At 42.6% G+C, this 15,395-nt stretch carries 8 protein-coding genes; 6 read left to right on the plus strand and 2 right to left on the minus strand.

The genetic code is table 11. The features are described from left to right. Positions 1-15: 15 nt before the first annotated feature. Both ACFQ1M_RS12605 and ACFQ1M_RS12610 read right to left on the minus strand, forming a co-directional pair. Positions 16-3,525, minus strand: coding sequence for a S8 family serine peptidase (locus ACFQ1M_RS12605; protein WP_386408740.1), 3,510 nt, complete (start codon positions 3,523-3,525; stop codon positions 16-18). A gap of 211 nt (positions 3,526-3,736) precedes the next feature. Next, entirely contained in the window at positions 3,737-7,315 is a 3,579-nt protein-coding gene (locus tag ACFQ1M_RS12610; protein ID WP_386408742.1) for a S8 family serine peptidase, read from the minus strand. A gap of 179 nt (positions 7,316-7,494) precedes the next feature. On the opposite strand from ACFQ1M_RS12610, the gene ACFQ1M_RS12615 reads away from it, so the two are divergent. The 6 genes from ACFQ1M_RS12615 to ACFQ1M_RS12640 all read left to right on the plus strand — a co-directional run bounded on the left by ACFQ1M_RS12615 (position 7,495) and on the right by ACFQ1M_RS12640 (position 15,395). Next, the gene (locus ACFQ1M_RS12615; protein WP_386408744.1) at positions 7,495-9,180 is read left to right on the plus strand and encodes an ABC transporter ATP-binding protein; all 1,686 of its coding nucleotides are present in this window, start codon (positions 7,495-7,497) and stop codon (positions 9,178-9,180) included. 189 nt (positions 9,181-9,369) lie between these two features. Further along, positions 9,370-9,519 carry a hypothetical protein gene (locus ACFQ1M_RS12620; RefSeq protein ID WP_386408745.1) on the plus strand — a complete coding sequence of 50 codons (150 nt, stop codon included), beginning with the start codon at positions 9,370-9,372 and terminating at the stop codon, positions 9,517-9,519. 269 nt (positions 9,520-9,788) lie between these two features. Continuing rightward, complete coding sequence (locus ACFQ1M_RS12625) at positions 9,789-9,938, plus strand: helix-turn-helix domain-containing protein (protein ID WP_386408746.1); 150 nt, start codon at positions 9,789-9,791, stop codon at positions 9,936-9,938. Then, positions 9,935-12,280: a type I restriction-modification system subunit M gene (locus tag ACFQ1M_RS12630; RefSeq protein ID WP_386408748.1), complete on the plus strand. Its 2,346-nt coding sequence runs from the start codon at positions 9,935-9,937 to the stop codon at positions 12,278-12,280. Before ACFQ1M_RS12625 ends, ACFQ1M_RS12630 begins: the two co-directional genes overlap by 4 nt. Continuing rightward, on the plus strand, positions 12,280-14,025 hold the full coding sequence (locus ACFQ1M_RS12635) for a DUF262 domain-containing protein (RefSeq protein ID WP_386408750.1): 1,746 nt from the start codon (positions 12,280-12,282) through the stop codon (positions 14,023-14,025). Before ACFQ1M_RS12630 ends, ACFQ1M_RS12635 begins: the two co-directional genes overlap by 1 nt. Then, the gene (locus tag ACFQ1M_RS12640) at positions 14,013-15,395 is read left to right on the plus strand and encodes a restriction endonuclease subunit S (protein WP_386408752.1); all 1,383 of its coding nucleotides are present in this window, start codon (positions 14,013-14,015) and stop codon (positions 15,393-15,395) included. Before ACFQ1M_RS12635 ends, ACFQ1M_RS12640 begins: the two co-directional genes overlap by 13 nt.

Here is a 15,395-nt window from a genome sequence, read left to right on the forward strand (position 1 = left end):
GATGATCATGGTCTTTTACTTTTTAACGAAATGCCTGCTCGTGCTAAAAGTATCCGTATTCAATTCAATAATATATACGCCAGCCTTAAGCGCAGAAACATTAACAATACCATTGGTGACCACTCCTCCACCAACTTTCTGTCCGAGCGTATTCAAAATGCTATAGTTCATTTTAGACATCCCTTCGATATACAATTCGCTACCTTTCACCGGATTTGGATAGATCTTTAATCGCGATGCATCAAATTTATCTTCAGCTAACGAATCGTTCTCATCTCTGGCTGTTGGAGTCAGATCAATTTTAAGATTATCGATGGCCATATCACTTCTCCAGCTTGATCCCGTAGTTCCTTTAAATCGAAGTTTCACAACCTGACCTGCATAGGTGGAAAGGTCAATGCTAGCTGAATTCCAAGAGTTTCCTTTATTTCCGCTCTGCGACCATACGGAAGTGTAGCTTGCACCATCGTCAGTACTTATCAAAACTTCCATGGTTCCCATGGCACTTCCATACATATGATATCCAAATGTTAATGACATTGCAGCACCAGCTGGTATCGCAACACAAGGACTATTTAAGATCGCAACTTTGTTAGGACTTCCAGGAGGAGTCACATTGGTCGAAGCTTCAGTATATAGATAGTAAGAGCCATCCTGACCTGTAGAAGGACCCGTATCTCTCGACGGGGTTCCACTAGCGTCACGCGTCCACTCTATGTCATCACCGCTGGCATTGGTCCAAACTCCAAAGCCTGTTTCAAAGCTTTCGGTATAAGGAAAACTGTTGATGCCATCGCATGGTGGTGCAGGTAAGGTGGTCACATTCAAACTATTGCTAAATGAAGATTCGTTACCATCCGCATCCTTCGCTTTTACTGAGAAAACATGACTTGTTTCGGGAGATAATCCCCCGAGTGTATAGGTAGTTCCCGTCACGGAATCCAACAAGACGCCATCTTTATAAACATCATATGCTGTAACTCCTACATTGTCCGAAGCTGCCGTCCAAGAAATCTCAATCGAATTCCATGTAACATTGGATGCTAGTAGATCCGTAGGTGCCGACGGAGGTTCTATATCAGGAATGGTGCGGGTGATCTTTAGATTATCGATGGCGATGTCACTACTCCAACCGCTGCCTGTTGTTCCGTTGAATTGAAGCTTGATGATCGATCCAGCATAAGGTGTTAAACTAACCTCAGCGGTATTCCATTCACTTCCTTGGCTTCCCGTTCGAGACCAGATGGACAAATAGGTGAGTCCGTCGTCGGTACTCGCTAACAATTCTAAAGAGCCCATATTGTTACCAATCATATGATAGCCAAATTCCAATTTGAAATTGTAATCGCCTGCAAGGTCGATACATGGACTGTCTAGCAATGCCACCTTATTCGGGCTACCTGGAGGAGATACATTTGTTGAGGCCTCGGTATATAGATAGTATGATCCAGCTTGTCCCGTTGATGGTCCTGTACCGTTTGAAGGTGTTCCTCCAGAATCGCGCGTCCATTGTATATCGTCGCCCGAAGCGTTGTTCCAAAGTCCAAAGCCATTCTCGAAGCTTTCGCTATAAGGAAAGCTACTGATACCAGAACATCGAGGTATCGGGTTGGTCGTAAAGTTTGTGGAAGCACTAAAAGCTGATACCGTTCCATCGTCACATTTGCTAGCTACCTGAACTTCATACGCTGTTTCAGACGACAAGCCACTTAATACCAATGTCTGAATATCGCTATTGATGGTGGTCCAAGTGGTTGCTGCCACCTCTTTGTAGCGCAGCTCATACGTAGCTCCTGCCACTGGCTCCCAAGTACATCTGGTGGTGGTTACGGCCACATCAGATACCGATAGGTTTTCAGGTGTTGTTGCTTGGCATACCAAAGGTTCGGCGGAACCGCCTGTTACTATCAAGGCATAATGTTGAAGTCCGTCCGTAAGCGTTCCTTTATGGGTGACTGTGATAGTATATTCACCAACAGCGCCTTGGACTTCTACTTTTTCAATATTATCTACGATATTATCTCCAGTGGTAGCGCCCGCACTTGGGTTGGCCACATCTAATTTCCAAGGGAAATGCGTCTCTCCTGTTTTCGTCACTCGTACGTCCAGGTCATTCACCAGCGCTGGTGTTGACAGGTCTACGATATTCTCGAGTATCACTCCTTCAGGATCGGTCCAAGAGATAGAAACCATCAAGGGTTCCGAGCCATCAGCGTTTACGGTAATGGTATTGGTTTGTCCTTGTACCAACACTTCTTCAACAATAAGTGTCGAAGTTCCGTTGTTGGTAATGGTATTTGCAGCTCTTTCAGCATTGATCAAACCCCAGCCAAATTCGTAGTCTGGTCCTGGGTTATTTCCTGCTTCATCCGCCGTATGCAAGGCGAGTCCTTTGAGTGTGGCCGCCTTCATAAAATTACCATTGATGTTGCTATAATGTTGCTGTAAAAGAATGAGCGTTCCAGCAACATTCGGAGATGCCATGGAGGTCCCCGATTTGGAACCGTACGAAGTATCGCTTCCAGAAGTGGCTGAAAATACGCTCACTCCCTTTCCAACGATATCTGGCTTGATACGACCGTCATCGGTTGGACCCCAGCTACTAAAGGACGACATTACCACATCATTTGGTCCTGTGTAATTATCCATTTGACCGACGGCGCCGACCATCATAGAGTTCTTTGCTGTGGATATTCCGATCAACAGGTCATATCCACCTTTGCCATTGATCACATTTGCAAAATTTCGATCATTTCCGCAGGCATTCACATGAAGGTAATACGGCGCATTGTACTGTATTTCGTCCCAGTCCTTGGACTGCTGGCTATACTTTCCGATCATATATTGCTCGGCCACCACTTGCCCAGATTGATTCACGATAATTGGGCCATACGAGTGGTTGGATACCAAAAGTCCTTGTGAAGCCGCCGAAACCGCTTCGGCGAGGTCATTACCAATGGTATAATTCCAACTGTTTGCTTTGAAGGCCATTCCGCGACTGCCATTGTTGGTCGCATCGGTACCGATCATCGTACCCGTAACATGGGTGGAGTGATCAGAGATCGAGGTTGAGCCATCTTTTTGAACGCTTCGTCCGCTAAAAGATTCGTGCGAATGTCTAATGCCGCCATCCCAGACACCGACGATCATGTTCTCGCCATGAAGGTCAAGGCCCAAAGAACCTCCGGTGTACAGTCTGTCTGCACGCGAGGTGGTTGCCGCACCGTTGTTTCTGGTAGCGTAATAGATAGGCTCACCTTTGTCGTCCACGCCCATCAAATAAGCGGTACTGCCATCGGGATATTTGATGGTCTCTTGCCATCCCTTGGCTTTGGCCGCTTTTAGCGCTTCTTCTTTTTGTTTTGCCGCTCTTAGGGCAAATTCGGTTTCTAATTGCTTGAGTTGTTTTACATCGTAACTGTTCACGATCTGCCCTTGCTGCTTTTTAGTTTGAGCAAAAGAGTACGAAACAGTAAATAATAGAAGGATTAGAAAACAACGGTTTAGGGGAAACTGTTTTTTCATGTTTGAAAAGGTTGTTTGGTTTTGATGGCGCTAATATGTGATTTTTTATTTTGTCTTTCTTAACATTTCAGAAAACTTCGATGAACTGCCTTTTATGAACGATTAATCTGATAGATACTATAAAGGTTTTTCCTATAAAACCCTAAAAATCAAAGCCCGAGCAAATTGCCCGGGCCTTAACTGTGTCAAAAAAATTGGTTACTTAGTTATGCTATTCTTTGACGAAACGTTTGTTTACACTGATAAGGTCATTGTTCAATTCTACGATATAGACTCCCACCTGAAGTGAGGATACATCGATCGTTCCATCGTTGGAAACTCCTTCTCTCACCTTTTGGCCAAGGGTATTTACAATACGGAACTTCATCGTCGCATTCGTGCCGATGAACAACTCGCTCCCAGCCACTGGATTTGGCGATAGTACAATGGCAATTGGGCCATCGGAAATATCGTTGTAAGTCGTGTATTGCGTAGAAGCCGTGGTTCCGCAGGCACCCAGATTATCCCAACCTGAAGCCGTTCGCTCGTACAAGAATCCTTGATAGGTGACTCTATCACCAACCTGGTAGCTTTGCGAGCTCGACCATGGCGCTACCCCTTCACAAATATCTGTTGCCGGCGGCGTATCGCTGATGCTCAGCGCATCGATAGCAATATCTCCTTGCCATGAGCCTGTAGTGTTGACCACCAAACGCAGTTTCGTAGCACTTCCAACATAGCCAGCAAGGTCCACGCTGGCGGTGAGCCATGCACTTCCTTGAGACCCGCTCTTTGTAAACACCGAGTTCCAAGTGGTTCCGTCATCCAAACTTGCTTCTACTTTTAAGGTTCCAACAGCATTTCCATTCATTTGATATTTAAACGAAAGGAATCCTTGAGACAATCCTGCCAAATTAAAGCAAGGTGAATTCAAAATAGCCGTCTTGTTGAAGTTAGGATCTGAAGCTTCTACATAGATATAATAACTTCCATCGGAAGCACCTGAAGGTCCAGTACCATTCGAAGGTGTGCCACCAGAACGTACTGTCCAATTATGGCTATCACCCGTATCTTGACTCCAAGCGCCAAGGGTATTTTCAAAACTTTCGCTATAAGGATAGGAAGCAATGCCTCCCGTACATCCACCTCCGGATCCACCTGTGGTAGTTACATTCACAGTATTACTGAATGCCGATTCATTCCCGGCAGCATCCTTCGCCTTTACGCTAAAGCTATATGCCGTATTTGCCGTTAGACCCGTAACATTGGCTGTGGTTACCGCCACGCTGCCGATAAGACTTCCGCCTTCGTATACGTCATAACCCGTTACACCAACATTGTCGTTCGAGGCATTCCAAGTTAGGGTAAGCGTAGTATCCGCCACATTGGATGCTGCAAGACTCGCAGGAGCCGTTGGCGCTTCGGTATCGGCTGTTGCTTCGGTGATGTTTACGGTATAGTCTTCCACCTCACCATATTGGAAGGATTCACAGGCAGTAGGAATGGCATTGTACTTCATTGAGACACGCATTCTGGTAGTTCCATCTATTGCTGTGGAAGGAACGGTGAAAGATCCACTCACTGGCGTTGTCTGCGATGGTGCGCTTGTCCAAACTTGCTCTCCGCTATCGGCAAAGTCGCCATCCTGATTATAGTCGATCCAAACCGAATACCCTTCATTATATAAGGTCCCGGTCCAAGTCGGTGTCACGGTGATCGTTGCCGAAGCACCCTTTTCAAGGTCGGTAGCTTGCGCGGTAAAGTCTGCATATCCGCTGCTTGCTGCGCCACTGGTATTATCGATGCTACCTATCTTCACGTTGCTGATATATTCATCGGCAACGCTGTTTCCATTTGATGCGCAGTAATTGAGCTGAACTTCGGTCGTCGTAAAGGTTACAGAGCCGCTGTAACCCGAAGTGCTTCCGTCGCTACATTTGCTTCTCACCTGTGCCTCATACTGTGTCAATTGATTCAAACCAGACAAGGTAGCACTGGTAGCACCAGCGTCGATCGTCGTCCAGGTTGTAGTTCCTGTTGCACGGTAACGCACATCATAAGAGGCCCCTTGCACTGAATTCCAGCTTACTGTTGCGCCACCCGATCCTACATTGGAGGTGCTTACACCCGTAGGAGTCGTTGCGGTACACTGCACTGGAGTTCCAGTGATACCAGTGACGATCAGGGAATAGTTTTGGCTTCCGCCAGAAAGTGATCCTTTGTGGGTAATGGTAATGGTATAGCTTCCTGAAGCTGCGCCTACCGTAATTCTTTCGTAGGGATCTTTGGTGTTATCTCCCAAACCATTGGTGGTCACGCCTGTCAATCTCCAAGGGAAGTATGTTGTTCCTCCTTTAGCAACTCTGATATCCAGATCATTTACCAAGCGCGCTGTAGTAGAATTTGTTGCTGTGGTCGCTGTTCCTGGAACATCTGTCCAAGAAATGGAGGCGACGAGGTCATTCACGCCATCGGCATCCACGTTGATGGTGTACGACTGTCCGCTGGTAAGCGTCAATTCGTCGATGATCGCATCGCCACTAGGCTGCGCAGAAATTGCCTCTGCGGCTCTTTTCGTATTCATCAATCCCCAACCATACACTGGATCTGGACCCGTAGCACCGACATCGTCCGCCGTATGAAGTGCCAAGCCCTTCAAGGTTGAAGCACGCATAAAGTTTCCGAAGGTATTGTTGGCATGTTGCTGTAACAAAAGCAAGGATCCGGTAACATTCGGCGAAGCCATTGAAGTTCCGGTAATGCTGTTGTAAGCGGTATTGCTATTGTGATAGGTAGAATAGACCGAAGTACCGTTTCCTGTGATATCTGGTTTGATACGGTAATCATCCGTAGGTCCTTCGCTACTAGAACTATTGATCGTAACACTTACCAAATTACCGTTCGAATCGATATTGGCATCTTGGGCGTTGGCAACGACCATATTATTTTTAGAAACTGAATGTCCGGTCAGCTTGTCGTATGCCGATTGCCCATCCAATGGTTGTCCATTATAATTACTGTTGCCATCGTTTCCTGCGGCAACCACCATCAAATAATACGGCGCGTTGTACATCACCTCATCCCAGTTGCGAGATTCGTCAATGTAGGCACCAAAATATTGGTCGGGCACCAGATCACTTCTAAAACCATAGGAATGATTAGAAAGCAGCATCCCGTTGGACGTTTCGGCAGTAGCCTCTGCGACGTCATCGTTCCACATGGATCCGCGTACTTTGGCTTGTGGCGCCATTCCTTTTGCATTGGCCTGCACACCCGATGCCATAATGGTCCCAGTAACGTGGGCTGCATGGAAATTTAGTTGTGTGCCACCTTCAGAAGCAGCATCGATGATGGTGACTCGGTCATTTCCTCCGGGGCCATCGTATTCTTGATGCGTAACGCGGGCGTGTCCTCCATCCCAAACATGAGCCGTCATGTTCTGACCGTCCAAGTCGAGTCCAAGCGATCCTCCAATATTTAGATGATCCGCTCTCGTAGATCTGGCAGCTGCTACATTGCGCGTACTGTAATAGATCGGTGAACCGTCGAAAGCCACGCGTTGCAATTCGGTAAAACTGCCATCTTCTAAGGTAAGTTTGATCGGCCATCCTTTTTGTTTCGCAATCTTTAAGGCTTGTTCCTTTTGTTTTGCCGATTGCTCACTAAATTTGTTGTGTAGTTGGGAAATGGTGGTCTTGTCGTATCGACTTGTGATCTGTTCTTTTTGACGCTGCGTTTGCGCAAAACCCACAAAGGTCGACGCTAGCAAAAAGGCCATAGCCAAGTTGCTAAAAGGTAGTCTTAGTCTCATTTGAATAGTTTGGTTAGTTAGTTACTATGATTAGGTTATTAATCGCCGCAAAAATGTTAATTTTTTATTAATTTGTATCATTTTATATAAATTATTCGATGAAATGCATCTTTTTCACAAATTTGTTGAATAATTCCAATTGAACGTTTGAACAATATTTTGCTTATTTTTGAATATATATGGCTTCAATTTTAGAACTTAATAACCTAAGTGTCTCTTTTTTATCAGATCGTCAATACAAGGAGGTGATTCATAGCATTTCTTTCAATTTGAATGAAAATGAAATATTAGGAATTGTGGGGGAATCGGGAAGTGGAAAATCGGTTTCCTCGCTCGCGATTCTCAATTTGCTTCCCAAAAAGATCGCAAAAGTCACTTCTGGCAGTATTTCGTTTGAAGAAAAAAATTTATTAGCCTTGTCTAATAAAGAAATTAAGAATATCCGCGGAAAGGAGATCTCGATGATATTTCAAGAGCCAATGAGTTCGTTGAATCCTTCTATGAAATGTGGAAAGCAAGTGATGGAGATCTTACTTCAGCACCTGACAATCTCTAAAAATGAGGCCAAAGCCGAGACACTCGCCCTGTTTGAAAAAGTGAAACTGCCTTCCCCAGATCGTGTCTTTGATGCCTATCCGCACGAGATCAGCGGTGGACAAAAGCAGCGCGTAATGATCGCCATGGCGATCGCCTGTAAACCAAAAGTGTTGATCGCCGATGAGCCGACCACCGCTTTGGACGTGACCGTGCAAAAAGAGATCATTCAATTACTTAAAGAACTACAGGCCGAAACAGGCATGAGCATCATCTTTATTTCGCACGACCTGGCCTTGGTCTCGGAAATCGCCGATCGGGTCGTGGTGATGTATCGCGGGGTGATCGTAGAGCAAGGTCCGGTCGAAGAACTCTTTCACCAGCCAAAGAATCCTTATACCAAAGCCTTGATCAACGCGCGGCCTTCTGGCACAAAACGCCTGAGACGACTCCCAACCATCGATGATTTTCTAAATGATACAGTGCCGAATGAGGAGATCACCCGCGATCTACGAGCAAAACAGCACCAAAAAATATATGACCAGCCGCCTTTATTGGAGGTAGTCGATGTGGAAAAGGAATATTTTTCAACCTCCGGGATCTTTAAGAAGGCGACTTCCTTTAAGGCGGTCGATGGCGTGAGCTTTAAGGTCTATGAGGGCGAGACCTTAGGGTTGGTGGGCGAAAGCGGTTGTGGAAAATCGACTTTGGGCAATGCGATCCTGCAGCTGGACAAGGCCACTGCCGGCAGCATCCTGTATCGAGGCGAGGATATCACCAAACTTTCCACTGCGGACGTACGTTCTTTGCGAAAGGAGATCCAGATCATCTTCCAGGATCCTTATGCCTCGTTGAATCCTCGAATTCCTGTGGGGAAAGCGATCATGGAACCGATGAAGGTACATGGACTGTATAATTCCGAAAGCGAACGCAAAGAAAAGGTGCTGGAAATTCTAGAGCGGGTAGGACTCTCCGCCACACATTTTAACCGCTATCCGCATGAGTTTAGCGGTGGGCAGCGCCAACGGATCGGAATTGCACGCACCATTGCCTTACAACCCAAACTGATCGTCTGTGACGAGTCGGTCTCTGCCTTGGACATCTCCGTACAGGCGCAGGTGTTAAATCTGCTGAATGAACTGAAAGAAAACTTTGGCTTTACCTATATTTTTATCTCCCACGACCTAGCGGTGGTAAAATATATGGCCGATCAACTGATGGTGATGAATCAAGGGAAGATCGAAGAGCTGGGCGAAGCGGATAGCATCTATGCCAATCCCGAAAAAGACTATACCAAAAAGCTGATCGCCGCCATACCGAAAGGTATTTAATAAACATTCCCTTTCCTTCCATATACTTATCGGTATACGCTTTTCCCTTTTATTTTATAAGGGTTTCCCATAATTGTAAAAGGTGGGGATGTTGTATTTTGGGGGTTGAATGGTATTGTTTTATGTATGAACTCTGTGCAATTTAAACGAAAAACAAAAATCAAATATTAATCTTTAAAATCTAAAACAATGAGCAAAGGTAAGGGACAAGGAAATGCGGGTGGTTGGCCATCTAAAACAGGAAAGCCATCTGGAACTGGAAGAAGTAATGCACCAAGCAAATCAGGTGGAAGTTCGAAAGGTTCTTCCTCTGGTTCGAAAGGAAGTTCCAAGAAGTAAAACAATAAAACACGATTGACACTGCAATCGTGTTTTATTTATTATTAAGATGTTACAAGAATTGAATCCAAGTACAGATGAACTTTTGGAATTGAACTACAACTACCAACCAGAACTGATTGAAAAATTGCACAATATAAATTCTGCTCTGATGGTTGAGACATTGTTGGAAATAGAAAAAGAATCCGACTGCCACCGGCTTATCTAACAATTGAACAAGTGCTTTTATAATGTATAGAAGAATAATTTAAAGTGATTAACTATCTTGGTTGGCTCAAAGACTGGGAAAAAGCTACAACATGGTTAGCGGTTGTGTTCAAAACCGACAACAACCACACTTAGAAACCTTGATGGAAATAGCTCAAATCTTGGATGTAGACATTAAAGAATTAATAATGAGCACAAAAGAAAATAAATGAACCAAGCAGTACATAATAGATTAATAAGTTTCATCTGGTCAATCGCTGATGATTGCCTACGAGACGTTTATGTAAGAGGTAAATACCGTGATGTCATTCTCCCAATGGTGGTTTTGCGTAGGCTTGATGCCTTGCTCGAACCGACAAAAGAAGCGGTGATGGAAGAATTGGCATTTCAAAGAGACGAAGCAGGATTTACCGAATGGGATGAAACAGGTTTGAAAGATGCGAGTGGCTATGTTTTTTACAACACCAGCGAATGGACTTTGCAACGATTGTACGATACGGCAACAAACAGCCAACAAATTCTTCAAGCTAACTTTGAAGATTATCTGAATGGTTTCAGTCCTAACGTGAAAGAAATCATCGAGAAATTTAAGCTGAAAAGCCAAATCCGACACATGGCTTCCAAAGATGTGTTGTTGGATGTCTTGGAGAAATTCACTTCGCCACATATCAACCTAACTCCTTTTGAAAAGGAAGATCCAGACGGCAGAAAACTTCCACCGCTTTCTAATTTAGGAATGGGTTATGTCTTTGAAGAACTTATTCGAAAGTTCAATGAAGAAAACAACGAAGAAGCAGGAGAACACTTTACACCTCGTGAAGTGATTGACCTGATGACACATATTGTATTTAACCCTATCAAAGACCAATTGCCGCCTGTGATGACCATTTACGACCCTGCTTGTGGTTCTGGCGGAATGTTGACCGAATCTCAAAACTTTATCAAGGACGAAGAAGGCGAAATCAGGGCCAAAGGTGATGTGTACTTGTATGGTAAAGAAATCAATGACGAGACTTATGCCATCTGTAAGTCCGATATGATGATTAAAGGCAACAATCCTGAAAATATTCGTGTAGGTTCTACGCTTTCTACTGATGAATTTTCTGGAAACACCTTTGATTTTATGCTTTCCAATCCTCCTTATGGCAAATCATGGAGTAGTGAGGTAAAATACATCAAAGACGGAAAAGACATCATTGACCCACGTTTTGTAGTTACCCTAAAAGACTATTGGGGCAATGCCGAAGAAGCTGATGCTACGCCACGCTCATCAGACGGACAGTTGCTGTTTTTAATGGAGATGGTCAACAAAATGAAATCCTCCAGCCAAAGTCCGTTAGGTTCTCGTATCGCTTCGGTTCATAACGGTTCTAGTCTGTTTACCGGTGATGCTGGTGGTGGAGAAAGCAACATACGCAGGCACATCATTGAAAACGATTGGCTCGATTGTATCATTCAATTGCCCAATAACTTGTTTTACAATACAGGCATAACTACTTACATCTGGCTATTGAATAACAATAAAGCAGCCAATCGAAGAGGTAAAGTACTACTTATAGATGCTTCACAGCGTTTTGCCAAACTGCGTAAGAATTTGGGGAACAAAAACTGTGAATTGACCCCTAATCACATCAAAGAAATTCAACAGGCTTATGCCAATTTTGAACCGATTGAACGGCAAGGCGAAGATGGTTTAGCAGCTAAGGTATTTAACAATACAGATTTTGGCTATTACAAAGTAACTATTGACCGCCCTGCCCGACTGAAAGCCCAATTCTCAACCGAACGCATTGCCGATTTACGCTACGACAAAACCCTCAAAGAAGCCATGCAATGGGCCTATGGGACCTATGGCGAACAAGTGTATTCCGATTTAAAGTCCATACAAAAAGAGATACTGGATTGGTGTGAGAAAAACGACCTTGATTTAAACGCCAAAAAGCGAAAAACTTTAACGGCTGCTGCAACCTGGAAAAAGCAAAAGGAAATTCTGGAAACTGCGGAAGCATTGATGGCTGCCATTGGCACGGAAGAATACAGCGATTACAACCTCTTTTTGGATGAGGTGAACCAAGAATTAAAAGCTAAAAAAACGAAGCTTTCTGCTAGTGAAAAGAACCAAATTTTGGCTGCCGTAAGTTGGTATGATGAAACAGCCGAAAAGGTGATTAAGAAAACACAAAAGTTGAGTGGTGATAAATTAGACCAACTCCTGCATCATTTGGATTGTACCAAAGAACAATTAGCGGATTTCGGCTATTACCCTAGCGGAAAAGCCAATGAATTCATTATTTACGAAAACCAAACCGACTTGCGCGATAACGAAAGCGTGCCTTTGGCAGAAAACATACACGACTACTTTTTACGTGAAGTAAAACCGCATGTAGAAGAAGCATGGATTGATTTGGACAAAACCAAAATTGGCTATGAAATCAGCTTTAACAAGTATTTCTACCAGCACAAGCCACTAAGACCTATTGAGGCAGTAAGTGCAGAAATACTGGAACTAGAAGAATTAAACGAAGGGCTAATCAAAGAAATTTTGGCATTGTAATGATAAACGCGAATAAAGAAAAACTACAGTCCTTCTATCAAGGAAATTTACAATATGAAATCCCATTTTTCCAAAGGGCTTACGTTTGGTCAGAAGAAAATTGGACTATATTCTGGGAACATTTACTTAGCGAACTGGAAGCATACGAAAAGGGCGATAATAGCGAACATTTTATTGGCACCATCATCACCAAACAAAAGGAAAGCAGAAACCTGAGTGAGAACGTGGTAGAACTTATTGATGGCCAACAGCGATTGACAACCATTTCCATTTTCTTAAAAGCACTTGCCGATACAGTAAGCGGCGAACTACCCAATCTTAAAAATAGCCTAGAGAATTTGTTGTGGTTTGAAGATAGCTATGGCAAACGCCATTACAGAATGCGACATAGCCGCATCGACGCTCCCAATTTTTTAAAGGCGATGGAAACACCAGAAACCATTACTGATGAAGATTCAAGTTCTATTCTTCAAGCGTACAGCTATTTTCTTAAAAGACTTAAGGACATCAATGACCAAAAAAGAGAAAAGCTCAAACAGGTGCTATTGCACAAAATCCCTGTAATTAGCATGCTGCTGGATAAAAATGATGACGAGCAGGAAATATTTGACACCATCAACTCTTTGGGTGTTAGGCTCACTATTGGAGAACTGCTCAAGAACTATATGTTCAAAGAGTCATCATTGATTGAACTTTATGATAGTAAATGGTTGGCGATTTTTGAAAATGACGAAGAACAAGTTGATTATTGGAGTACTGAGCGTTCATCGGGGCGGGTAAAGCGTGACAACATGGAATTGTTGCTCTACTGCTTTTTAATTATCGAAACCAAAAAAGAGATACGCCTCGACCGCTTGTTTAAGGAATACAAACTGTATTTAAAAGATAAAACAGTAGAAGAAAAAAAGGACTTTTTGTTGCGCCTGAGTAATCTGGCCAATATTTATTCGAAGATGCCGCAAGAAAAAGAACTGGTGGAAATCAAGTTCAGCGATTCGGAAAAGCGCTTCTTTCACTTGCTAGAAAATCTTGAAATCACGACTATCTTTCCATTGGTATTGTACTTGTACAAGAATATCACCGATCAACAAGATTTACTCAAAGCATTTGCGTTGTTGGAATCATATTTGGCCTTAAGGCAGATTTGCAAATTCACTACTAAGAACTACAACAACCTCTTTATTCAAATCATTAGGGCTTTAGAAAAACCTATAGACAAAGAAGGCCCAACTTCGGTTGACATTAGCAGTACTCATTTACGAGAAATCTTAGCATCGTTTACTGAGTTTGGAAACCGTTTCCCGACAGAACTTGAAATCAAAGAAGCATTTAAAGGCAGTGTGTTATCCAATAAACAAGCGGGTGAACTGCTGTTTATTATTGCTTTGAAAGACTTGGATTCTGAATATTCCGATTCTAAAACGCTTTCATCCAAATCCTTTTCGGTGGAACATATGATGCCCAAAAAGTGGGAAGAAAATTGGGGCGAACCTGATTTTGACGAATTGGCAAAATATAAAAGAAAGCAGAAGCTGTTGACTCTTGGTAATCTTACGCTCATCACTAAAAACCTAAACAGCAAGCTAAGGAACCAAGCCTGGGAAGACAAAAAGAAAACGCTCAAAGAGTACTCTTCTTTAAAAATGACCACTGCATTTTTGGATAAGGAACAGTGGAACGAAGACACCATTGAAGAACGGGCTAATTTATTGGCTACTAAAGCAATTGACATATGGACATGGTAGCACAAAAAACAACATTCCAAAAATATCCCGCTTACAAAGAATCGGGTGTTGAATGGTTGGGTAAGATTCCTAAGGAATGGGAAGTAAAGAAATTAAAATTTGTTGGAAATATTTACGCAGGAATCAATGGAAAAAAAGGAGATGATTTCAGTAAAGAATATAAAAAAGGTTTAAAGCCATTTATTCCTTTTACAAATATTTGTAATAATTCAAAAATAGATGAGATTCAATATCAATTTGTTAAGATTGATGAAAAGGAGAACCAGAATAGAGTGAAAGCAAATGATATTCTTTTTCTTATGAGTAGTGAAACATTGGATGATATTGCCAAATGCTCAATTTATTTGGGAATGAATGAAGAGCTATATTTGAATTCATTTTGCAAAGGTTTTAGAATTTCAAATCCCGACATAAATCCAAAGTATATAAACTATCTATTCTCAAGTAAAATTTATAGAAATTATTTTGCTCTTGTAGGAAGAGGTTTTACTAGAATAAATTTAAAGCAAGAATTTATTAATGATGCTCTGATAACTATTCCAACACTCTCAGAACAAACCGCCATTGCCAATTTCCTAGACGACAAAACCGCCAAAATAGACCGAGCCATTACCCAAAAAGAAAGGATGATTGAATTGCTCAAAGAACGCAAGCAAATCATCATTCAAAATGCGGTAACTAAAGGCCTTGACCCAAACGCCAAAATGAAACACAGTGGTGTGGAATGGATTGGGGAGATACCGGAACATTGGGAGGTGAAGAAGTTCCGTTATGTATTCAACCTAGGTAAAGGTTTAACCATTACAAAGGAGAATTTACAGGACGAAGGAATTGCGTGTGTAAACTATGGTGAAATCCATTCGAAGTATGGTTTTGAAGTCAACCCTGAGATTCATGAACTGAAATGTGTAGACATTGAGTATCTGAAAAGTTCGCCAAACGCCCTACTTAAACAAGGCGATTTCGTTTTCGCAGATACATCTGAAGATATTGAAGGCTCAGGAAATTTCACCTATTTAAACAGTAAGCAAAAAACATTTGCCGGTTACCATACTGTAATAGCAAGACCAAAACGTATTGTCAATTCAAGATTTTTAGCGTATTCATTTGATTCTTTATCATTTCGTAATCAAATAAGAAATAAAGTTAAGGGAGTTAAAGTATACAGCATAACTCAATCAATTCTTAGTGAACCAGTTGTATGGTTGCCAACAATAAAAGAGCAAGAAGAAATAGTAGCATTTTTAGATAATAAATGCATTATGTACGATCAATCTATTAACCTGAATGTAAGGCAAATCAATAAACTCAAAGAATACAAAGCCACACTAATTGACAGTGCGGTAACGGGTAAAATAAAAGTGTGTTAA

It is taken from the genome of Sungkyunkwania multivorans (assembly GCF_042675645.1).
GTDB classification, from domain to species: domain Bacteria; phylum Bacteroidota; class Bacteroidia; order Flavobacteriales; family Flavobacteriaceae; genus Sungkyunkwania; species Sungkyunkwania multivorans.

What these genes read in the sequence shown, in the direction of transcription:
- ACFQ1M_RS12605 (WP_386408740.1), bottom strand. Translation starts at nt 3,525, where the DNA reads ATGAAAAAACAGTTTCCCCTAAACCGTTGTTTTCTAATCCTTCTATTA.
- ACFQ1M_RS12610 (WP_386408742.1), bottom strand. Translation starts at nt 7,315, where the DNA reads ATGAGACTAAGACTACCTTTTAGCAACTTGGCTATGGCCTTTTTGCTA.
- ACFQ1M_RS12615 (WP_386408744.1), top strand. Translation starts at nt 7,495, where the DNA reads ATGGCTTCAATTTTAGAACTTAATAACCTAAGTGTCTCTTTTTTATCA.
- ACFQ1M_RS12620 (WP_386408745.1), top strand. Translation starts at nt 9,370, where the DNA reads ATGAGCAAAGGTAAGGGACAAGGAAATGCGGGTGGTTGGCCATCTAAA.
- ACFQ1M_RS12630 (WP_386408748.1), top strand. Translation starts at nt 9,935, where the DNA reads ATGAACCAAGCAGTACATAATAGATTAATAAGTTTCATCTGGTCAATC.
- ACFQ1M_RS12635 (WP_386408750.1), top strand. Translation starts at nt 12,280, where the DNA reads ATGATAAACGCGAATAAAGAAAAACTACAGTCCTTCTATCAAGGAAAT.
- ACFQ1M_RS12640 (WP_386408752.1), top strand. Translation starts at nt 14,013, where the DNA reads ATGGACATGGTAGCACAAAAAACAACATTCCAAAAATATCCCGCTTAC.